The organism is Paraphotobacterium marinum (genome assembly GCF_002216855.1).
GTDB classification, from domain to species: Bacteria; Pseudomonadota; Gammaproteobacteria; order Enterobacterales; family Vibrionaceae; genus Paraphotobacterium; species Paraphotobacterium marinum.
Genome location: NZ_CP022356.1, coordinates 201,174 through 224,656 on the forward strand (window position 1 = coordinate 201,174; position 23,483 = coordinate 224,656).

At 32.9% G+C, this 23,483-nt stretch carries 14 protein-coding genes; 11 read left to right on the forward strand and 3 right to left on the reverse strand.

The window, feature by feature from the left end:
* Window positions 1-9: 9 nt before the first annotated feature.
* Window positions 10-630: a helix-turn-helix transcriptional regulator gene (locus CF386_RS08155; protein WP_145955034.1), complete on the reverse strand. Its 621-nt coding sequence runs from the start codon at window positions 628-630 to the stop codon at window positions 10-12.
* Between the two features lie 1,400 nt (window positions 631-2,030).
* Between CF386_RS08155 and CF386_RS08165 the strand changes: the two genes are divergently transcribed.
* The 8 genes from CF386_RS08165 (at window position 2,031) to CF386_RS08205 (ending at window position 19,695) form a co-directional block, all read left to right on the forward strand.
* The gene (locus CF386_RS08165; RefSeq protein WP_145955035.1) at window positions 2,031-2,465 is read left to right on the forward strand and encodes a hypothetical protein; all 435 of its coding nucleotides are present in this window, start codon (window positions 2,031-2,033) and stop codon (window positions 2,463-2,465) included.
* Between the two features lie 190 nt (window positions 2,466-2,655).
* Window positions 2,656-3,327 carry an outer membrane protein gene (locus CF386_RS08170; protein ID WP_089073942.1) on the forward strand — a complete coding sequence of 224 codons (672 nt, stop codon included), beginning with the start codon at window positions 2,656-2,658 and terminating at the stop codon, window positions 3,325-3,327.
* 229 nt (window positions 3,328-3,556) lie between these two features.
* Window positions 3,557-13,735: a COG1470 family protein gene (locus tag CF386_RS08175; protein WP_089073943.1), complete on the forward strand. Its 10,179-nt coding sequence runs from the start codon at window positions 3,557-3,559 to the stop codon at window positions 13,733-13,735.
* A 558-nt stretch (window positions 13,736-14,293) separates the two neighbouring features.
* Window positions 14,294-14,611, forward strand: a complete 318-nt coding sequence (locus CF386_RS08180) for a hypothetical protein (RefSeq protein WP_089073944.1) — start codon at window positions 14,294-14,296, stop codon at window positions 14,609-14,611.
* 213 nt (window positions 14,612-14,824) lie between these two features.
* Window positions 14,825-15,730, forward strand: coding sequence for an EamA family transporter (locus CF386_RS08185; protein ID WP_158522344.1), 906 nt, complete (start codon window positions 14,825-14,827; stop codon window positions 15,728-15,730).
* A 254-nt stretch (window positions 15,731-15,984) separates the two neighbouring features.
* Window positions 15,985-17,355, forward strand: a complete 1,371-nt coding sequence (locus CF386_RS08190; RefSeq protein ID WP_089073946.1) for an MATE family efflux transporter — start codon at window positions 15,985-15,987, stop codon at window positions 17,353-17,355.
* A gap of 362 nt (window positions 17,356-17,717) precedes the next feature.
* Window positions 17,718-19,184 (forward strand): sodium/proline symporter PutP, encoded by a 1,467-nt coding sequence (putP, locus tag CF386_RS08200; RefSeq protein ID WP_089073948.1) that lies wholly within the window; start codon window positions 17,718-17,720, stop codon window positions 19,182-19,184.
* A gap of 58 nt (window positions 19,185-19,242) precedes the next feature.
* The gene (locus tag CF386_RS08205) at window positions 19,243-19,695 is read left to right on the forward strand and encodes a GNAT family N-acetyltransferase (protein ID WP_089073949.1); all 453 of its coding nucleotides are present in this window, start codon (window positions 19,243-19,245) and stop codon (window positions 19,693-19,695) included.
* A 65-nt stretch (window positions 19,696-19,760) separates the two neighbouring features.
* Here the strand turns inward: CF386_RS08205 and CF386_RS08210 are convergent, their stop codons facing one another.
* Entirely contained in the window at window positions 19,761-20,966 is a 1,206-nt protein-coding gene (locus CF386_RS08210; RefSeq protein WP_089073950.1) for an MFS transporter, read from the reverse strand.
* 463 nt (window positions 20,967-21,429) lie between these two features.
* Here CF386_RS08210 and CF386_RS08215 point away from each other — a divergent pair, with 463 nt between their 5' ends.
* The 3 genes from CF386_RS08215 to CF386_RS08225 all read left to right on the forward strand — a co-directional run bounded on the left by CF386_RS08215 (window position 21,430) and on the right by CF386_RS08225 (window position 22,333).
* Window positions 21,430-21,612, forward strand: a complete 183-nt coding sequence (locus CF386_RS08215; RefSeq protein WP_089073951.1) for a helix-turn-helix domain-containing protein — start codon at window positions 21,430-21,432, stop codon at window positions 21,610-21,612.
* A gap of 149 nt (window positions 21,613-21,761) precedes the next feature.
* Window positions 21,762-21,938: a hypothetical protein gene (locus tag CF386_RS12825; protein WP_158522345.1), complete on the forward strand. Its 177-nt coding sequence runs from the start codon at window positions 21,762-21,764 to the stop codon at window positions 21,936-21,938.
* On the forward strand, window positions 21,935-22,333 hold the full coding sequence (locus CF386_RS08225; protein ID WP_089073953.1) for a LysR substrate-binding domain-containing protein: 399 nt from the start codon (window positions 21,935-21,937) through the stop codon (window positions 22,331-22,333). Before CF386_RS12825 ends, CF386_RS08225 begins: the two co-directional genes overlap by 4 nt.
* Window positions 22,334-22,377: 44 nt before the next feature.
* Here CF386_RS08225 and mglB read toward each other — a convergent pair whose 3' ends face one another.
* Entirely contained in the window at window positions 22,378-23,370 is a 993-nt protein-coding gene (gene mglB / locus CF386_RS08230) for a galactose/glucose ABC transporter substrate-binding protein MglB (protein ID WP_089073954.1), read from the reverse strand.
* Window positions 23,371-23,483 lie beyond the last annotated feature (113 nt).

Here is a 23,483-nt window from a genome sequence, read left to right on the forward strand (position 1 = left end):
TATACAAAGCTACGAAAGTAGTAGCTTTGTAAAGTTCACATGATTTAATATGAAGGTTTCAGGAATATAAAAATTAAGTTTGTATCTCTCAAAGAGAAATTTCGAAAAATCTTTTTTATTTCCACTGAAGCATAATTTAATTTTCGTTTTATAAACAACATCATTAACGGTTGTAAAGTTTATACCAAGGTATCTTGCAATTAATTTTGCTGAATAGCCTAATTGGATTAAATAAATTATTTCAAATTCACGTTTTGTTAAAGGATAAACTTTATTTACTATTATAAGAGAAGTTTCTCCTAAACATTTATGATCTTTTAATTTAATGGATAATAGGTAGGCTAAGTCTATTAGTTGTTTTCGTTCCAAGAAATCCCAACCACTTAACTTAATAAACACCTTATTATCAGGTTGAGTCATCGGCGTTTTTAAAAATAAAGTAGCCTTAAAATGAGAGGCGTAGTTTTGAACATTAAAAGATACAATATTTGCTTTATCTTTAATAACTAGTTGGTCTTGGAAAAATGATGCTTCTGATAAAAATGATGATTCTGATAAAGGAGAAGCGCCACAAGATACTCTATAATCACAATGATTACAAACAGTACTAATCCCCCCAATTAATTCCATGTAGTTTGTATTTAATGGAATGTAACAAGAGTTAGGGTACTTTATCCCAGAGTAAATTATTGGACTTTTAATAATTGATTTAATAAAACTAGATAACATAAAAAAAAAAAAAAAATTATAATTGCAGTATACAAAGTATAAATTGTTAATAAAATAAGTTCTTTATTCATAATAAAACAATAATATCAATCAATTGAATTTCGTCTTCATACTTTTGATTGGTATATTCCATATGTCACAAAATCCTTTATCCTATCCCTATAATATTTGATTTTGAGAAAAATCAAGTACATTGATCGTGTTTCCTTCATAAGTTTGTTATGTCCTTTGCCCTAAATTTTTAGGGCTTTTTTTAAAAGATAATCAGCATTTTTATCTTAGATATTAATATTTGTAAAAAAGTTATGTCTTTTCTTTTATCGTTTGAATATTAGGCAAATATAAAAAGAAAAAATTATGTTTTTAAAAAAATCAATAGATCATTGATAGTGTATATTATTGTAATGTTGATGGGGATATGGATACGGATATGCATATATTGCTGTTAAAATGGCTAATTTTGCTCTTTAAGTAATAGTAGCTATGTTGCTTGTTTAGTTTCTTTAAAAATTAGTTTTGTTTTTTAAATTATGTTTAGAGGAAAAAAATGAAATATAAAGATTTAGTCAAAATAAAAATTAAGTTTAAAAATTAACGTATAGGTTAAATAATCAAATAGAAGAATTTTAGAATCAAAAGCTAGAAGCAGGTGAAACGCCAGGAAATAATTAACATGATTATAAGTGGTGTATAACGCCACTTATAAAAGTATATATATTCTATAACATTATTCGCGTTTTTATATTTTACTTATTTGGTCTTTAGAAAATAAAGAGACAATAAAATTCTTAGTGACTAATTATCGATCATTAGAAATCCATAAATGTATTTATAAAACAATAAAATTAATTTTGTTTAATCGTCAGATCTTTTAATAAAAACTTTTAATTTAAAGTAATATTATATTGTTTTAATCTTTTATTATATTTAGTTAGCTAAATACTTTTTGTCAGAAAAGCATGTTTTTATATACTTCATGTTGTTAAATTACCATGATATCATAATTTTAATTGCAATTTCTTATGATTCTTAAAACCTTAACTTCTTTATAATAGTATTTCCATTTACTAATGAGTCAATATTATGCAAAAAAAAGGGTTATTTCTAATTAATAGTTTTATTGTATGCGGTCTATTAATTTCGACAGTTACTAAAAGTGAACAATGTAATTTATATGCAAAAAAAAAAATAAGGAGTATATTTCATCAATTGCTTTGTGCGAACAATTCCAAAAAAACTCTCAGATATTGGGTAAAGATAGAATTATAAATGCATACTTTTATAATAATAAGCATTCTCTATTGAAAAAAAGTGCAACTATAATTAAACCCTCTTTAATTAATAAACAAAACATATTAAATCAAGCAATAACACAATGTGGCAGTGTTAGTCTTCCACAAGATACCGCTCAAATTATTATAAAAACTTGGTCAACTAATCTTGGTAATGATTATCAGAGGGCTATTATTGACACTAAAACCAATTTTAATGGATTTACTGATTTTACTATTGAAAAAAAGTACAGGGCAAGTTTCATGAAAAATGGGGCTTTTATTGGACGTAATCCATCTGCTGCTCATACATCATTCCATTTTAATCAATTTGTTGATCCAACAATACCATATGGAGTTATTGGTGGCGCAATAACTTTGGTAAGTATTTCTGATAAATATAGCTCGGGTTTAAAAACATCACAGAGTAATATAAAAAAACACTTAGAGCTAAAAATTAATTAGTCCTTCCCAGAATTATATCAAATAAAGAAATTTTTATGTTTGATTCCGCTCATAACAAAAACTAGGGTTAATTGGAATCAACCCTTATAAAACATTGATTATTATCAACTTTATAATACTATTTCAAAGGCAAATTTTAAGATTTGCCCTACTTAAATAGAATAAATTTAATTAATCATAAGGAATTAAAATGAATAGTAAAAAAATCCTATTAGCGTCTCTAATATTAATGTCGTGTGCCTCAGCGAATGCTTTGCCACAATCAGGACCTTATTTGGGGGTAACTGCTGGTTATGGATTTTCAAACAGTAAATCTGATGGCTCTTCTGATTATCAACAAGATAAGAATAAAATAGATAATTCAGGTGGATTTGCTTCGGGAATATTTGCTGGATACAACATTCAGGTTGTTGATGGTTTTTATATTGCTCCAGAAGTTCAGTATTTAAATATAAATTCAAAAACCTCTTATTCTTACAAAAGCTACGGTGTAAAAAATTCCTTATCATATGGAAGCACCAACGCGGTGATTTTTGATGCAAAATTACAGATGTATGTTACAGATAACTTTTCAATTTATGGAAAATTCGGTGCAGCATTGACACGAAGCTCTTATCAGACAACCCAGAAGGACGATTATAATTGGAATGAAAATCATAACTATAATGAAAGCAAAACCAACTTTTATTATGCCTTAGGGGCTTCATATTCATTAACGGACCAATGGGCTTTAAATCTTGAGTATGATCATATCAATGGAATCAAAAAACCTCTTACAGAAGAAGACCAAAATAGAGCAGTTCATGGCGGCGCCACTTTAGAGTCCCAAGCTGTATTATTAGGTTTACAGTATACTTTTTAACGTAAAATCATCTGGGGATTAACTTTGTTAGTCCCGCTTTTTTTGTATTAAAGAATAACTATAAATTTGCATTTTTGTAACTTAGAGTAAAACAACATGTTTTGCAAAAATATTTAAGTTTTTAGATTACGATTAGTTTTAGATGAATTGAATGCATTTAAAAATAACTAAAACATGAAATTCAATTCCAAAATTACCTTTTACTTTTTCAAATATTGGTCATAAGATAATGTTTAAATTAAAAACAATAATTATTTTGTTGTATATTTCCCTCCTAACAGCATGTGGTGGAAGTGACGGTGGATCTGACAATACTCCCCCTAAACCATCACCTCAAAAGGTGCATTTTACAATTAAATCTAAAATTGATACGCCACCTAATATTAGAGTTGGAAAGTCTGTGCATTATTCACTTGATGTTAAAAAAAACGTTGAAAATAATTTTTTAAATTTAGAGAAATATTCTAATAAAAGCGTCAATAATTCATCAATAGCTATAACCAATATAAAATTGTTTGATTCAAATAACCCCACAAACATTTATAATTTGAAAAATTATATTAGTCCCGAGAATGGTGACGAGGATAATGAGTGTGTTCAACTGGATGGTCAAGATTTGAAGTTTACACAAATTGCAGATGGATGTAGCTTAGATTTAAATATCCCATCTACAGATCGTCACTCTCAATCGATAAAATCCATTGAAATAAGTTTTAGTAATAATACGACATTGATATATAAACTTAACTCATTTAATTCTAGATATCACTTTCACAGCTCACTAGGATTTATTAAAATTAATGGAATAAACCCTAGATTTAATAACATAGATATTTTGAGTACGAGTCAAGATGTTAAAAATGTATTATTAAAAAATTTAAGTAAAGTTTCATTATATAATTTAAGCATAGATCAAATAGATACTTTTAATAATAAACAAATCTTACCACATTTTAGTTATAAAATTCCCAAAATTACCTCTAATCAAGAATTAAAACTTCATCTAAAAGAGGGTGATTATAAGGTTGATGCTGACAATTTAAATGAACCTATTTTCATTCACGTATTACCTAAACAAACATTAAGACAAAAAAACAACCAACACATATATTCAGGCTTAAAAAGAAATATTAAATTAGCGCAAACCAGTTACCCTGAAATCGTCATTGATTCAACAAAGCTTGATAAAAATGGAAGTCAACTTACATTAACCATCAAAAATATTGGTGCAGGGCCATGGAATCAGCCGAAAGGAAAAATAAATTTTAAGGAATTTAAAAGTGCTGGGTGGGGATTAGATTCAGATAGTTGTATGGATTTACAAACTCTAGCACCAGAGCAGAAATGTAGCATAACTTTTAACCATGATGCAAGTAAAAAACTGGAAAGTCAACTCATTCATTTACCCGTTAATTATAATAATGAAAAAGAACCTGGTTTTATGTTAAGTGCTTATGTTGGTTATATAAAAAATCTTGTTACATCAGTAACCAAAGTGAATGATAATCAATTTAAAATAACAGTGGCAAAAAATACGAAACCAAATAATGGCGACTTTCAATGTCTTCCTGAGGGGAATAATACTTTCAATTGCACTAATAAATCAAAAGATACCTTGACACCCACAATATCAGTCAATGATGAAAAGTTGCAATTTTATGCACATGTAAACAAGTACTTTTCCATAGGTCACAATATTTACCAGCTCAGCTCTGGAAAGCAATTTTTAACTTCAAAGTTAATCTATCACGCTGATAGTGATATTGTCAAAAGAACTTTAATCTTGGATCAATATGATTCTCTTTACTTTGTGACAAAATCGAGCCCAAATATCGTCCAATATGTAAATCCTCAAAAAAATATCACTTATTCAATTAAGGCAAAAAATGGCGGTTATTATAAGGAAGCTTTGTTTGATAACCAAAATAAAATTTTGATCTTTAGGACGCAAGATGGGGTTATAGAGCTCTATAAAGTTAAAAAAGATCAAGTCAATCTTGATTCTATTGGTGAAATTAAAGTCCCTGTTGGATATAAATTTGTTGGGATGAGTTTAAATAATGATACATTACTCATGACGTATCATTATTTAGATGACTATGCTCATTCTTATTATGAAAAACTTTTTTTGAACGATCCTAACACTTTCTATAAGTCAGTTGAGCCGAAATCTATAAATGCATATGTAGTTTCACCGTTAATCATAAATTTAAAAACACAAATTATTGGAATTACTTATAATCAAGGCCAAAACGCGAACATTATTCAATTTAATGAAGATAAAAAAACCATTGATACCGTTAAAATTCCAAAAGCAGAAGTTTCAGATACAAGCTTTTTACATGGTATATCTAATCCCACTAAAAATGGCTCTATTTTATTTATAAATAACACATTAACGCCGGAACTTAAAAAATTTACGATAATGAAGTTTGATACTAACAATAATCAATTCAATAATTTGTCGTCTGATTCTAGTTATCCATATTTGATGAATATAGATATTCTAAAAAAATTAATTTATTTCGTAAGTATTCCAGAAGATTCTAAAACCCAATTTAGTAAACCTAAAATATTTTTAAATAGAGCAGAATTCACCAATAATTCAGAATTGGTTAATGACTTTTCTGTATACACATTTCAAAATTATCCAAGCAATTTAACGTTTCATAAAACATTAGACTTTATGTTTCAAGGAACGTGGTGTAATGTCATATTACCAGATTTAATTACTGCCAAAGTAAAGGATTCTATTAAAATTATTCCCAAAGTAATATGCCCACATTCAAATTACACTACCAAGGATTTTACATTTAAATGGCTAGATGCTGGCACAGGCGCTCACACTGAAGCAAATTTGGACTACATCGTTCCATCTTATGACCCAGCTGATAATCCACATCAATTGATTCTTCAAGTGACACCTATAAATCGTGCTAATATTAAACCTTTACAAATGACATTTAGTACCTTTATTAAGGTAGAGGCACCTGAAAACAAAACAACTTTATTTGTGTCACCAACGACAACAACAATATCTTCAGATTCAGAGCCCAAGGATTCTGTGGTTTTTACAGTTCGTTCCAATGTTCCAATTGATAAGGATAACTTAATTTTCACACCTCTTGATTCTAATTTTAAAGATTTTGGGATTACAGCAATCAGTGATAAAGATCAGTTCGATAACATTTATGTGACAGTCCATATTCCAAATGATAAGAAGGCATCATACCAAGGTAACTTTAGTTTAAGAGGAATTCCAAATAGCAAAACCACTGTTACTGTTAATAGAATTTCAGAAAATACAAAATTAAGTGTTGGTTACCCTGAGAAAAGTATCACCAAGGATATTAATCAAGTGACCTTTCATCTTTCTTCTAATATCCCGATATCATCTGATAATCTTGACTTTAAATCAGCTGATGGTTTGGAGGTCGTGACATATAAAAATGAGGGTCAGAATAACGTCTTTGCTACCGTAAAAGCACCAAACGGTATTAAAACATACACGGGTTCATTTAGCGTGAAAGCTCATTCTCAGACTTCGCAAGCCGTTAAAGTGACTCGTCTTGATGCATCATCGAGTCTAGAGGTGATTCATCCAAATAGAACTATTGGTAAAGAAGAGGGTGATGGAACGGGTGTAACGGAAGTTCAGTTTCAAGTAACGTCAAATGTTCCCGTATCTGCAAACATTGATTTCCAACCGGAGAATGGCTTAACCTTTGTTCGTTGGACAAATTCCTCGAGTGATTCGACTAAGGGTACGTATACAGCGACGGCTATTGTATCGGTTCCACCTGGCACTACAGCTCCAAATCAACCGTACACGGGTTCATTTAGCGTGAAAGCGCATTCTCAGACTTCGCAAGCCGTTCAAGTGACTCGTCTTGATGAAACATCGAGTCTAAAGGTGATTAATCCATCTAGAACTATTGGTCAAGCAGAGGGTGATGGAACGCAAGTTCAGTTTCAAGTAACGTCAAATGTTCCCGTACCTGCAAACATTGATTTCAAACCGGAGAATGGCTTAACCTTTGTTAGTTGGATAAAGGCCTCGAGTGATAAGGGTACGTATACAGCGACGGCTATTGTATCGGTTCCAGCTACCGCTACAGATAAACCGTACACGGGTTCATTTAGCGTGAAAGCGCATCCTCAGACTTCGAGAGCCGTTCAAGTGACTCGTCTTGATGTACCAGCGACTCTAGAGGTGAGTCAGCCAAATAGAACTATTGGTCAAGCAGAGGGTGATGGAACGCAAGTTCAGTTTCAAGTAACGTCAAATGTTCCCGTACCTGCAAACATTGATTTCAAACCGGAGAATGGCTTAACCTTTGTTCGTTGGATAAAGGCCTCGAGTGATAAGGGTACGTATACAGCGACGGCTATTGTATCGGTTCCAGCTACCGCTACAGATAAACCGTACACGGGTTCATTTATCGTGAAAGCGCATCCTCAGACTTCGAGAGCCGTTCAAGTGACTCGTCTTGATGTACCAGTGACTCTAGAGGTGAGTCAGCCAAATAGAACTATTGGTCAAGCAGAGGGTGATGGAACGCAAGTTCAGTTTCAAGTAACGTCAAATGTTCCCGTACCTGCAAACATTGATTTCAAACCGGAGAATGGCTTAACCTTTGTTAGTTGGATAAAGGCCTCGAGTGATAAGGGTACGTATACAGCGACGGCTATTGTATCGGTTCCAGCTACCGCTACAGATAAACCGTACACGGGTTCATTTATCGTGAAAGCGCATCCTCAGACTTCGAGAGCCGTTCAAGTGACTCGTCTTGATGTACCAGCGACTCTAGAGGTGAGTCAGCCAAATAGAACTATTGGTCAAGCAGAGGGTGATGGAACGCAAGTTCAGTTTCAAGTAACGTCAAATGTTCCCGTATCTGCAAACATTGATTTCCAACCGGAGAATGGCTTAACCTTTGTTCGTTGGATAAAGGCCTCGAGTGATAAGGGTACGTATACAGCGACGGCTATTGTATCGGTTCCAGCTACCGCTACAGATAAACCGTACACGGGTTCATTTATCGTGAAAGCGCATCCTCAGACTTCGAGAGCCGTTCAAGTGACTCGTCTTGATGTACCAGCGACTCTTGAGGTGAGTCAGCCAAATAGAACTATTGGTCAAGCAGAGGGTGATGGAACGCAAGTTCAGTTTCAAGTAACGTCAAATGTTCCCGTATCTGCAAACATTGATTTCCAACCGGAGAATGGCTTAACCTTTGTTCGTTGGATAAAGGCCTCGAGTGATAAGGGTACGTATACAGCGACGGCTATTGTATCGGTTCCAGCTACCGCTACAGATAAACCGTACACGGGTTCATTTATCGTGAAAGCGCATCCTCAGACTTCGAGAGCCGTTCAAGTGACTCGTCTTGATGTACCAGCGACTCTAGAGGTGAGTCAGCCAAATAGAACTATTGGTCAAGCAGAGGGTGATGGAACGCAAGTTCAGTTTCAAGTAACGTCAAATGTTCCCGTACCTGCAAACATTGATTTCAAACCGGAGAATGGCTTAACCTTTGTTCGTTGGATAAAGGCCTCGAGTGATAAGGGTACGTATACAGCGACGGCTATTGTATCGGTTCCAGCTACCGCTACAGATAAACCGTACACGGGTTCATTTATCGTGAAAGCGCATCCTCAGACTTCGAGAGCCGTTCAAGTGACTCGTCTTGATGCATCATCGAGTCTAGAGGTGATTCATCCAAATAGAACTATTGGTAAAGAAGAGGGTGATGGAACGGGTGTAACGGAAGTTCAGTTTCAAGTAACGTCAAATGTTCCCGTATCTGCAAACATTGATTTCCAACCGGAGAATGGCTTAACCTTTGTTCGTTGGACAAATTCCTCGAGTGATTCGACTAAGGGTACGTATACAGCGACGGCTATTGTATCGGTTCCACCTGGCACTACAGCTCCAAATCAACCGTACACGGGTTCATTTAGCGTGAAAGCGCATTCTCAGACTTCGCAAGCCGTTCAAGTGACTCGTCTTGATGAAACATCGAGTCTAAAGGTGATTAATCCATCTAGAACTATTGGTCAAGCAGAGGGTGATGGAACGCAAGTTCAGTTTCAAGTAACGTCAAATGTTCCCGTACCTGCAAACATTGATTTCAAACCGGAGAATGGCTTAACCTTTGTTAGTTGGATAAAGGCCTCGAGTGATAAGGGTACGTATACAGCGACGGCTATTGTATCGGTTCCAGCTACCGCTACAGATAAACCGTACACGGGTTCATTTAGCGTGAAAGCGCATCCTCAGACTTCGAGAGCCGTTCAAGTGACTCGTCTTGATGTACCAGCGACTCTAGAGGTGAGTCAGCCAAATAGAACTATTGGTCAAGCAGAGGGTGATGGAACGCAAGTTCAGTTTCAAGTAACGTCAAATGTTCCCGTACCTGCAAACATTGATTTCAAACCGGAGAATGGCTTAACCTTTGTTCGTTGGATAAAGGCCTCGAGTGATAAGGGTACGTATACAGCGACGGCTATTGTATCGGTTCCAGCTACCGCTACAGATAAACCGTACACGGGTTCATTTATCGTGAAAGCGCATCCTCAGACTTCGAGAGCCGTTCAAGTGACTCGTCTTGATGTACCAGTGACTCTAGAGGTGAGTCAGCCAAATAGAACTATTGGTCAAGCAGAGGGTGATGGAACGCAAGTTCAGTTTCAAGTAACGTCAAATGTTCCCGTACCTGCAAACATTGATTTCAAACCGGAGAATGGCTTAACCTTTGTTAGTTGGATAAAGGCCTCGAGTGATAAGGGTACGTATACAGCGACGGCTATTGTATCGGTTCCAGCTACCGCTACAGATAAACCGTACACGGGTTCATTTATCGTGAAAGCGCATCCTCAGACTTCGAGAGCCGTTCAAGTGACTCGTCTTGATGTACCAGCGACTCTAGAGGTGAGTCAGCCAAATAGAACTATTGGTCAAGCAGAGGGTGATGGAACGCAAGTTCAGTTTCAAGTAACGTCAAATGTTCCCGTATCTGCAAACATTGATTTCCAACCGGAGAATGGCTTAACCTTTGTTCGTTGGATAAAGGCCTCGAGTGATAAGGGTACGTATACAGCGACGGCTATTGTATCGGTTCCAGCTACCGCTACAGATAAACCGTACACGGGTTCATTTATCGTGAAAGCGCATCCTCAGACTTCGAGAGCCGTTCAAGTGACTCGTCTTGATGTACCAGCGACTCTTGAGGTGAGTCAGCCAAATAGAACTATTGGTCAAGCAGAGGGTGATGGAACGCAAGTTCAGTTTCAAGTAACGTCAAATGTTCCCGTATCTGCAAACATTGATTTCCAACCGGAGAATGGCTTAACCTTTGTTCGTTGGATAAAGGCCTCGAGTGATAAGGGTACGTATACAGCGACGGCTATTGTATCGGTTCCAGCTACCGCTACAGATAAACCGTACACGGGTTCATTTATCGTGAAAGCGCATCCTCAGACTTCGAGAGCCGTTCAAGTGACTCGTCTTGATGTACCAGCGACTCTAGAGGTGAGTCAGCCAAATAGAACTATTGGTCAAGCAGAGGGTGATGGAACGCAAGTTCAGTTTCAAGTAACGTCAAATGTTCCCGTACCTGCAAACATTGATTTCAAACCGGAGAATGGCTTAACCTTTGTTCGTTGGATAAAGGCCTCGAGTGATAAGGGTACGTATACAGCGACGGCTATTGTATCGGTTCCAGCTACCGCTACAGATAAACCGTACACGGGTTCATTTATCGTGAAAGCGCATCCTCAGACTTCGAGAGCCGTTCAAGTGACTCGTCTTGATGTACCAGCGACTCTAGAGGTGAGTCAGCCAAATAGAACTATTGGTCAAGCAGAGGGTGATGGAACGCAAGTTCAGTTTCAAGTAACGTCAAATGTTCCCGTACCTGCAAACATTGATTTCAAACCGGAGAATGGCTTAACCTTTGTTCGTTGGATAAAGGCCTCGAGTGATAAGGGTACGTATACAGCGACGGCTATTGTATCGGTTCCAGCTACCGCTACAGATAAACCGTACACGGGTTCATTTATCGTGAAAGCGCATCCTCAGACTTCGAGAGCCGTTCAAGTGACTCGTCTTGATGTACCAGCGACTCTAGAGGTGAGTCAGCCAAATAGAACTATTGGTCAAGCAGAGGGTGATGGAACGCAAGTTCAGTTTCAAGTAACGTCAAATGTTCCCGTATCTGCAAACATTGATTTCCAACCGGAGAATGGCTTAACCTTTGTTCGTTGGACAAATTCCTCGAGTGATTCGACTAAGGGTACGTATACAGCGACGGCTATTGTATCGGTTCCACCTGGCACTACAGCTCCAAATCAACCGTACACGGGTTCATTTAGCGTGAAAGCGCATTCTCAGACTTCGCAAGCCGTTCAAGTGACTCGTCTTGATGATATAAATTTGTCAGTTGATAAAGAATATGATTCGTGGAGAAATATTCAAGGTTTAGTTAAGGCTAGCGAGTCACCTACTAATATTCTTAAAAGCACCTACAAATCGCAAGATTTATTTACAGTTGTAAGTACACAAGCTATCAAGAATTGGGTTTGGACATTCGTACCTGATAAGGATACAACTGAGTGGGCTAGGAAGTTTTCTGATAATATAAAAGTGTTCAACGACGACACTTCAACAAATTTCACAATTCGCTATGTGGAGAACACATCTATAACTCCACCTCGAGCAGGAGCCTTTATAGAAGGACACTTAGTGGCTAAACAAGGTGATGCTGTCCAATATACTAGCAATCTTAAACTGAATATTTCTTTTGAAGGAGGCGCTATTACTATCTGGACTCCAAAAGAATTGGGTTGGCCAATAATAGTAGAACCGAATGATGCACATTTTGCAAATGGTTTGTTTATTGATAGATATAATCAAACTACTATCAATGAGACGAAAGATCCTTTGCATCTAATACCACCGACATCTGATAACCTAAAAGATAAGAATATTTTTCACTTAAGGCCTTTTAAAGATAAAACAGGAGAATTTAATTATCTAATGAGAGTAACAGGGGATAAATGTCTTTATACTGAGAGAAATAATATATATGATTGGGATTGTAGTAAACACCCAGATCCTAATGCTGGTTATGATCCAAATGTAGATTTTCTTGCTTTTCAAATTTTTCGGGAACCATCTCCAGATTCGCCATTTACAAATATTGGAGCATGGCGACCACAACATTTGGACGGACAAGTAACGTATGGGTGGTACTTTGTAAATAAGCGCAATTATTCTGATACTGATGTTGATAAAATTAGTTTTTTGAAGTTACCTAGAGAAGGCAAAAATTCATTTCACCAGGATATTAGATATGCACAATCCAAAAGAATTTCACTTGAAATGTCAGAGGATATTAATAGGTCGACATCGCCCACCTCAATACAAAAACAATTAATGGATTTACCATTATTTTATGTCGTGGATTCTGAAACTGAAAATTATTTATCTTCAGTCACTTTGAATTCTACGCGAATTACACCGTTTGCAACTAATTATAAGAAGGATGATGGGCTTCGTGATGCTAATTTTTATGATCAGAATAAAAACTTAAAATATCCAACACTAGATAATAATATGTACGATTTACGTAATACTGGTGTATATTATGGTTATTACATCCCAGCAATAGTAGCTGAGGATGATGATTCCGACAATTTTCTTAAAGATATTTTCAAGAGACCAAGTAATATTAATCTCGTAATATTCAACAGACCATATTCTGTAAGGTTTGATATTAGCCTTAGAAACCGGAAAATGACTACGCCTGATGATTGGAAGCAAGACGAGGATATGTTGTATGTGAAGACCCCAGCGGATGGTGAGGGCCAGCGTATCTGGGACAACGACAAGAATAGGGAAATAGGTATAAATACGGTTATTGATAATCCTTTTGAATCGGCGCCAGAATGTACAAGGTATTACTGGGGTCAAGGGAACCGAGACAGAAATTATAACAGTCAATGTTATAAAGTATTGATGACGTATCACTTAACAACAAAAGATACATATGACTCAAGAACTCCTTTTAACGGAAGTATACACTTTGGATTTTGGCCTAGTATATATCTGTCGCAGACTTATTATGAAGATGTGCAACAGGTAAAATTTATGGCCACACCGCCAATGGCTTACGAATTTGATGCAAGCAAATTAGCCACAGATAACTACGCTTGTACGACAACCTTTACAGCTCCATTTTGTGTTGATAGTAATTGGAATCCGCTAAAAAAAGAGTTTGGTACGACGCAAAGGTTGACCTACCTTGAGCCAAACCCTATAACTGGTAGGCCTTTTGGAGCACAACAACTTTATGATATTACCTCTACAATTTCTATTGTAGATGAAGGTAAGAAAAATTATTAGGTGATTACTGAAAGATTCTGTTGAGATATCAAATAAAAATACTGTTCATATTATCTATCTAATATAATTTAGATTTTATTAGATAGATGTTTTTTAATATTATTAATCATTATGAACTAATCATGGAAACTCAACCTATATTGAATTAATAAAAATATAATGAATTACAAAACCATAAAACAAGAATTAATATAAGATAAAATTACATTTAATTTGGAATAAAACTTCATCATGAGTGGAATATTTTATTTTAAATAATTAATAACTATTTTTTCTTCACAAAGTTGCGTTTTAAATAATGCTAAGATTTTTTGGATTTTATTCAGTTTATTTAAAAAAAATTTGAAGATAGATATCATAATAATATAAATTCTTTCAGTTAAAATAGTTTTTTATGATAGCTAATTGACTTAAAGACAGAAGCTTCTGATAGAACTTATCAGAAACAAGTTTTGAATTGATTTAAACGACTGCTAATAAAAATTGAGTTAATCGCAAAAAATATTTTAAATATATCTATTTTTATTATTTTTACTATATAAAACAAGGAATAAAATTATGACCGATCTCATGACACTGGAACATTTTGGTATTTCAATACCATTTGAAGGGCAAGTCTTAAATAATAGAGCATCAGTTTTTATAGAAAACAACGATTTTGAATCACTTAGATCTTTTTTGTTTGCTTGTAAAAATACCTCAGATATTATGAAGAACAATCAATCTTATATAAAACTATCACACTTCATAAACGATATAGAGTCTTTTTTAATGATAATTGAAAGCAAGGTATTGTTAGAAAATAAAATTAAATACTATGAGTATTATAAAGAGTCTGAAAGGGAATACTCAGTCCTTAATTCAGTAGTTTTATAGTTTTACAAAATATCCCAACCAACTTTCACGCTAAGGTAATGATTAAATATGATACTAATTGAATAATGAGGTTAAAAAATATAAATGACTTATTAATTTAATGCAAGTTAATTATATTTATTTGCTCATTACTTAAATAGTTATAAAAGTAAACCATTACCTTTAGCCATATTTTTTTATTTTAGATTATCGAAAATTAAGGATAGTATGTATATGGTCAAAAAAATTCATTTGTTTATAGGTGCATTAATTACAGTAATGTGGGGTGCAAATTTTTCAATAATAGAGATGGGGTTAAGAGATTTAAATTCCTTTTCACTTACCTTACTAAGATTTTTGTTTACAGCTATCCCTTTAATTTTTTTTATACCTAGACCTAAAGAGGTATCTATATTTTGGATTGCTTTGTATGGTGTGATTTTTGGTACTGGGTTATGGTGGCTTGTTAATTTTGCAATGTATAAGGGACTATCTCCTGGTTTATCGTCATTAATTCTTCAGTTCAGTGCGTTTTTCACGATTATTATGAGTAATTTTTTTTTTAAAGAAAGAATTTCATTACAAAATTGGATTGGGATGGGTGTATCCTTTGTAGGTTTGATGATGATTATTCACTTTTCTAATCTAAGCTCTACAAAAATAGGTATTGAATTAACCATTTTAGCTGCTGTTTCATGGGCTGTTTGTAATTTGATTATCAAAAAAACACAACCCCAAAATGTAATAGGTTTTATAGTCTGGTCTAGCCTTTTTGCTGTTCCTGCGTTGTTAACGGTGTCTATTATTGTAAATGGTGGTGAAGAATTATATCAGATACCCAAGAATTTAACTTTTAATGCTTGTATATCAGTACTTTTCCAATCATTCATCACAACAATTTTGGGTTATTCAATATGGAATAAACTTATGAAAACTTATCCTGCATCAGATGTGGCTCCTCTCTCATTATTAGTGCCAATTTCAGGAATACTAACATCATATGTTTTCTTTGACGAAACTTTAAGTAATTGTCAATTTATATCCATGGGTATTGTAATAATTGGCCTATTTATTTTTATGCTCTCAGGTAAAACTTTTGTAGGATTATTTTTTTCAAAAATAAAACCCTGTAACAAATAAAAATCATCAACGTATTTATACAATCTATGGACTACAACGCGTTTTTATATATTTGAATTCAACAGAAGTGCGAATGAATAATTATTATATCGAATCGCATGCAAATATAAACATCATAAATATTAACAAACTATTCAATTCGACCCTTAACAAATATTAGAATGAATATATATGAAATATGACTATCATTATTAATTCTCAACTATTAACATTATGGAGGTTATTATCGAATAACAAAATGAGAAAAATCATAAATGACAAAGATTGAAGCTTCAAAAAAATTATTATCTATGGCATTACCTATAAGTGGTACCAGAGTAGTACAGACTATGTCTTTATTTACAGTCACTTTCTATATGTCTCGATTTGGTCATGATGCATTAGCCGCAAGCTTTTTGATAGCAACAATTCGATTAACATTAGTTGGATTATTGATTACACCGCTTATGGCTGTTGGTCTTATTGCTAGTAGGTTTTACTCAAAAAAAAACATAAACGAATTAAAAAGTTTAATACATCAAGGGTGGGCTGTTGGGATTTTTCTTGCATCTATTCTTATTTTATTATCTTCATATTTGAAAGAAATGCTTATCTATTTTAATCAGCCCTTAGCAACCATACCTTTGGTAATGACTTATTTTAAATATTTTATTTACGCCTTACCACTTTTCGCCCTAAGTTATGTAAACCAACATTATTGTTTAGCTTTTAAAAAACAAAAAGAAGTATTTTGGGCTACTCTTGTAATTGCCATTTTTAGTCTAACTATTCATTACCTGTTAATGTTTGGTATTGGAGATAAACCAGGCCTAGGAATTGAGGGAGCTGGGATTGCTACTATCTATAGCGGATTGTTCGCATTTATTATGACATTGCTTATTATACCTAATTTTAAAATTAAGCAATTAATCCGATTTCAACTTTCAAGTTTAAAATTTGTGAAATTGATTATTACAATTGGATTTCCTTTATTATTTAAATCTTTAAGCGATTTGCTTTTATTAATTTGTTCGGGTTTAATGATTGGTTTATTCGGTGAAAAGTATATGGCAGCCAGTCAGATTTCTAATGAATATTGGTTTTTACTTACATTTTCATTATGGGGTTTTAGTGAGGGTGGAACATTTTTAATTGGACATGCTATCGGTGAAAAAAAGAATAAAAATATCATCCAATTGATTCACACTTCCTTAATTTTAAGTTTACTTTTAGCCATCATATTTGGCCTATTCGTGCTAATTTTTCACAACTCATTGATTCATTTGTTTTTACAAAATGAGGTTTCTAGAGATACGGTTTCAATTTATGATATCCAGTCTATGACAGAAATATCTTACACTTTAATTCTCATTGCTTTATTGAGAACAGTTGTTTTTGTTCCAAAGTTTATATTCTCTGGTGTGTTAGGTGTATTTTATGATACAAAGTTTTTAACGAAGTATAGCGTTATGTTTACTTGGTTATTAACCGCTCCATTATGTTTTTGGTTTGGTTTTACCTTAGATTATCAGGCATCAGGGATCACTTTAGCTCCTATTTTCAGTGATGTAATTATAATGTTGATTTTAAGAAATCGAGCACGAATACACGTAAATAATTTAAACAAGCAAGTAGTCGATACATAGTGATAAATAATTTGGAGGCTGTATTATGGACTATATAAATATTCCTGAATTTTGTTTAGAAACAAAATATGAACATGGAGATATGGTATTGTATAAAAATAATGATAAAGTGGAGATCTATGTTTGTAATATTAGTCAAATTTATAGCGAAGTATTTTTCCCTATAATTTTGGGGATACCACACATAGAGATTGACTATATATCTCATGAAGTTCCATCCAAAAGCAAATTTTGGAAACTGCGTAGTACTGTTTATTCCTCTAATAAATAGTGACCCATACTATTTTTTTATTATTAATGCTTTATTTTAATTATTTTTTAGGTATTGTGATATTTTTTATTAATTATAATTAGGATTTGTTTTGATTATTAGTATAGTGTTCTGCACTTATATCTCAATTATTTTCTTTATTGGAATTGTTTCATACTTTTATACTCAAAATCTTAAGGACTATATGTTGGGCGGCCGATCTTTAAGTGGCCCAATTGCAGCACTGGGCGCCGGTGCTTCAGATATGAGTTCTTGGCTTTTACTTGCTCTTCCAGGTGCAGTCTTTGTTAATGGATTAAATGAAATTTGGTTACCTATAGGTTTGGTTTTAGGTGCTTACTTAAACTGGAAAGTTGTAGCCAAACGCTTAAGAATTTATACCGAAATAGCTAAAGACTCAATAACTATTCCTGCATTTCTTGATAATAGATTTGAAGATAGTACAGGCATGTTAAGGCTTTTAACGGCTGCCGTTATCTTAATTTTTTTTACATTTTATACTGCATCAGGTTTTGTTGCGGGTGGTCTTTTGTTTAGTTCTACATTTAATGTGAATTACGAGTATGGAATGTATATCACGGCTATTGTCGTATTAGTTTACACATCTATAGGTGGTTTTTTAGCAATTTCATGGATTGATTTTTTTCAAGGTTGTCTCATGTTTGTTGCCTTATTAGTGGTACCAGCAGTTATTTTTAATAATCTTGAAGGATACTCACACATTATTAATGGAATAGATACTAAGTCACCAGAATTACTCAATCCATTTTATAACATTAGCATAGCAAGTACATTATCTTTACTTGCATGGGGTCTAGGATACTTTGGACAACCACATATTTTAGTACGCTTTATGGCAACAAAAAATGAAAAGGTTATTCCCCAAGCCAGAATAATTTGTATGAGCTGGATGTCATTAGCATTAGTTGGGGCTGTTTTGACGGGTATTTTTTCTATAGTGTTTTTTCAGGGAACATTAATTAAAAGCCCGGAAACAATCTTTATCATTCTTTCAAAAACTCTATTTAACCCTTGGATAGGTGGCATCTTATTGGCTGCAGTTTTATCAGCGACTATGAGCACAGCGTCTGCTCAACTTTTAGCATCATCGAGTGCAGTTGTTGAAGATTTTTACCATAAATTTTTAAGAAAAAATGCTGGCTCAAAAGAACTCCTGATCACTAGTAGAATTATTGTAACCTTAATAACTATAGTTGCTGTTTTCATGGCACATGATCCAAAAAGTTCTATTCTTAATCTTGTGGGACATGCCTGGGCTGGCTTAGGAGCTTCTTTTGGTCCTATTATCATCATTTCGTTATTCTGGAGAAACGTGAATTGGTATGGAGCATTATCAGGTATTATAGTCGGGGCCCTTGTTGTGATTATATGGCCAATGATGAAATCGTTTAGTCCGATTTTTGAAGTGTATGAACTTCTACCTGGTTTTGTGTTATCATTTTTAGCTATTGTCATTTTTTCAAAAGTCTTCAAAGATAAAAATTCTGAAAAATCACGAAGTTGTTTAATACCTTTGAAAAAAAGCTTTAACAAATAATAAATTTTAGATGTATTGCCTTCAAAGCAAACATTTAAATCAAAGAGGAAGTGAATTTATGATTAATTGGAAACTTTACAAGTTTAACGATTTATCGAACCAGAGTTTATATCAATTATTAAAGTTGAGAGTTGATGTTTTTGTTGTAGAGCAAAACTGTCCTTATTCTGATTTAGATAATTATGATCTACAAGAAGATGTATATCATCTTCTTGGCTTTCAAGATGAAGATTTGGTTGCCTACTCACGTCTTCTTGGGCCTGGCTTAAAATTTAATGGAGCTTGTTTTGGAAGAGTAGTTGTCAAAAAAGAAAAAAGAGGGACAGGAATTAGTGATGAACTTATTTTAAATTCAATAAAATTCTGTCATTCACTTTGGCCTCAAACGAACATTGAAATTCAAGCTCAAGAATACTTATTGAACTTTTACCAAAAATTTAAATTTGTCACGACCTCAAATGTTTATTTAGAAGATAATATCCCGCATGTAGATATGCAACTGAAAAGTTAGTTGGGGTATTAAATCCTCCCAAATTAATTCATGAAAAATTTATCAGAAAACTCAAAACATACTCATTAACTCGTTCCGTGTATTTTTAGGTAATTTTTATTTTTGAGTTTTGCAAGATATAGAATAACTTCTAGACATACTGCAGATATAATGATAACCCATAAAAGGTTTATTAATGATATAATTTTATTTTGACTTGTAATCTGGTTTATCCAATAAGACCATAAAGTTGAAATAAGTGAAAATGAAGCAGTATAAATTGCCGCTGCTGTGCCAAAGTTTTTTTTAATTACAGTCATCCCCCCAAAAGTTGATATGGGAACTAAAACACCTGAGGCAAAAGTTATAAAGGAAAGGGCTAATAATAATGAGTGTTGTGTATGAATTTCTGTTAACCCCCCCAAAGCAAACAAGAACATTATTATAAAAAGAATCTTGATGCCTAAAATATTAAATCGCGGTTTAATAACTTTAGATACACAATTACCAAAGATATACAAAATGCCAGTAAAAAAAACCACAAGACTATATTCTTTTACTGTGTAAAAAAATTGATTAATAAAAATATGTGGTCCTAAAAGAGCAAATAATCCAAGTATAATGGATGTATATAGTCCAACTAAAATAGCGTTAATCAGAAATATCTTTTTATTTATACAGTAGTTGATATTTAAAATAATCTGTTTGAATGAAAATTTCACAGCATTGTTTTCGTCTTTTTTTTCTTCGATATTGGTGATGGTAAGAGCTAGAAGCAATAATTCTAGAGCTAACATCAAGACATACAAACACCTCCAATTTATAATAGAAAAAAAGCTTATAAATTGATTAGCTAGCATTGGACCAAGCATTATTAATAAAGAAAAAGTACTATAAATTTTAAATAGCTGTTTGGAGTCAATAAAATAATGATTAGCAAACGATCTTGATACAACAGAATAGGAGCCACTGCCAAAGCTCAGAAGACAAATTCCCATTACAAATATTGGATAACTTGTACTAATTGAACAGAGTAATAGACCTAAAATTGATAAACATTGAGAGGTTAATAAAACTTTTCTTCTTCCCCAAAAATCAGAAGCTGTTCCAAGTAATAAAGAGGATAATGAAAATAAAAGATACATTAAAGAAAGAGATGTGGCTGCTTTTGAGTTTGTAATATCAAAAGTTAAAGCTATTTTGGAAACAATAGGGCTTGTAATAGATAATGTAAAGTATGCCATTAAAAACATGAGGTACAATGTTACAATAACTTTTGTGCTTTCCTTCATATAATACTCACCAAATGATTTGTGGAACAATCATAATTCCTAAGGAAAGAAATATAAATTAATAAAAATTCATGGTTTTAATTAAAAAAAGTTATCGACTTAAAAATAGATTTAATAAGTAAAATGATATAGTATATCAAAAAAAATTTATGATATGGGCTATTTGAATATTCTTACTGAGTATTGTTAAAATATCTAGATGATGAATAATAGTTTTAATGAACATAAGTTCTTGCATTGCTTATAAGTTTTTAATGGTATTTTTATCCCAAAATTAATTTTTGTCCCTAAAAAGGGTCTACTGACAACAAATCAACTAAATGTTTTTAATTTTGTAGAATAGATAAACAATTGATTAGATAATATCAGTGGGTTTAAAGTTATTTAATTATTCTAATATTATAAATTTATTAAGTGAATTTTGAAATTTATAATATCAAAAAAAACAATAGGTTAGATTAAAATGATGAGAGGTCTCTCGATTAAACAGCTGTATGTATTTAAGGCGGTTGCTGAAACTCTAAATTTTCATAAGGCAGCAGAAAGTCTTTATATTACTCAACCGGCTGTCACGAAACACATCAAATTAATTGAAAGCTTTTTAGAAGTTCAATTGTTCACAAAGGTAGGAAAAAAAATTTTTTAACTGACACTGGTCGTATTTTATTTAATGAAACGAATAAGTTTTTAGATAACTATGAAAAATTTAACCAAACTATAGATCAGAAAGTATTAGATAATAAAACTATTTCTATTGCGGTGATTCCTGCCTTACAAGATTTAATTGTCGATACTATGATAGACTTTGTTAAAAAAAGACCTGAGATTGAAATTAAGTTAGATGTTATTCCTAATTACGAGATGTTAAAGGTCATGCAACAACATGAGCATGACGTATACTTAACCGTTGATATTCCTTTAAATCTTCATTTTAAAAAAATCACCTATTTTCTTCGCCTATATATCTTATGAGTAGTTTTGCTCACCCTCTTGCAAACAAAAAACAACTCCAGTTAAATGATCTGAGTGATGAGGTGTTTATTGAAATTGATACTTTAACTCACTTTAAAGAGGAAATGGAAGCTTTTAAAAGAAAGTATCAAATGAATACCAAAAAAAATAACAGGATAAAAATTAAAGGAAGAGAAGCACTCTTTAAAGCTGTTTCAGCTAATTTAGGAGTATCACTTTTACCTTGGTTTATAGTTAGGGATTATGTTTTAGAAAATAAGATGAAAATCTTAAATATTGAAAAAAACACTTTTACAGCAAATTACTCTTATTATTTAAATGAAATAGATCATCAAAAAGAATATGTGATAAACTTTTTGGAAATGATAAGTTTAAATGCAGCCACTTTAAATTAAAATCTTCCAGCAAATAACTTACTGGAAGACTATTATTGTAATGTTTAATTTTTTGCAATATATTGACTTAAGTTATCGTCACTAACACCGACATATGGCACATAAATTACTTTGTCTTGAATTGTGTAACCTAAATTATCGTCTGCTGCCTTATCATTTGCAAGGTTTGTAGCTAATTTTAAAACAGCTTTTGCTTGATTCTTATCATCATTTAAGACTGTTCCATACATTTTACCATCTTGCATATATTTAAAAGTCTGTTTCATACCATCAATACCAAAGACAGGAATATTTTTATGATTTTGTTTTAGAGAGGTTACAGCTCCCCACGCCATTGCATCATTATTTGATATAACAACTTCTATTTGATCTGCATCAGGACCTGCTAACCAAGCATCCATTTTATCTTTAGCTTTTGCAGTTGACCAGTCAGCTGTATCCAAATGTAATTGTTTCGTCTTGTATCCTTTTTTATGTAATTCATCAATTACAAACTTTGTTCTTGCTTCAGCATCTGGATGTCCCATCTCGCCTTTAATGAGAACATAATTAATTACACCATTTTTATCTTTATCCCAACTTGGATGTTTTTTCCAAGCATCAGCAATTACGTCTCCTTGCATAATACCAGATTGTTTGGCATCTGCGCCAACGTAGTATGCCTTGTCATAACTATCTAAAGCTGCTTGAGATGGTTTTTTGTTGAAAAAGACAACCGGCACATTATTTTGTTTGGCTTTTCGTATGATAGTTTTCGCTGCTTTAGGATCAACTAAATTGATAGCTAAAACATCAACTCCTCTTGCTAATAGAGTTTGCACTTGGTCAAGTTGTTTACCTTGATCATTTTGAGAATCAGTTAAAATTAGTTTGGTATCACCTTGAAGTTTTGCATCTGCTGTAAGATCATTTCGAAATTTATTCATGAAGTTATCTTTATAATCATAAATTGTCACACCAATAGTAGTGGCAAGTGTTGAGGTTGAAATCAGACCAGCACATAGTCCAGCAATCACAGTCATTTTTTTTAATTTCATTCTTAAGTTCCCATGTTTGTATTTGTAAATTTATATTTAAAACGTTTTGCATTATAAGGTTTAAAAAAAAATAAAATGTGAAATAAGTCTTATAAAAAAAAGTAACATATAAA

Coding starts and splice junctions, on each gene's coding strand:
- CF386_RS08155 (WP_145955034.1), bottom strand. CDS start 630: ATGGAATTAATTGGGGGGATTAGTACTGTTTGTAATCATTGTGATTAT.
- CF386_RS08170 (WP_089073942.1), top strand. CDS start 2,656: ATGAATAGTAAAAAAATCCTATTAGCGTCTCTAATATTAATGTCGTGT.
- CF386_RS08175 (WP_089073943.1), top strand. CDS start 3,557: ATGTTTAAATTAAAAACAATAATTATTTTGTTGTATATTTCCCTCCTA.
- CF386_RS08180 (WP_089073944.1), top strand. CDS start 14,294: ATGACCGATCTCATGACACTGGAACATTTTGGTATTTCAATACCATTT.
- CF386_RS08185 (WP_158522344.1), top strand. CDS start 14,825: ATGGTCAAAAAAATTCATTTGTTTATAGGTGCATTAATTACAGTAATG.
- CF386_RS08190 (WP_089073946.1), top strand. CDS start 15,985: ATGACAAAGATTGAAGCTTCAAAAAAATTATTATCTATGGCATTACCT.
- CF386_RS08205 (WP_089073949.1), top strand. CDS start 19,243: ATGATTAATTGGAAACTTTACAAGTTTAACGATTTATCGAACCAGAGT.
- CF386_RS08210 (WP_089073950.1), bottom strand. CDS start 20,966: ATGAAGGAAAGCACAAAAGTTATTGTAACATTGTACCTCATGTTTTTA.
- CF386_RS08215 (WP_089073951.1), top strand. CDS start 21,430: ATGATGAGAGGTCTCTCGATTAAACAGCTGTATGTATTTAAGGCGGTT.
- CF386_RS12825 (WP_158522345.1), top strand. CDS start 21,762: ATGATAGACTTTGTTAAAAAAAGACCTGAGATTGAAATTAAGTTAGAT.
- CF386_RS08225 (WP_089073953.1), top strand. CDS start 21,935: ATGAGTAGTTTTGCTCACCCTCTTGCAAACAAAAAACAACTCCAGTTA.
- mglB (WP_089073954.1), bottom strand. CDS start 23,370: ATGAAATTAAAAAAAATGACTGTGATTGCTGGACTATGTGCTGGTCTG.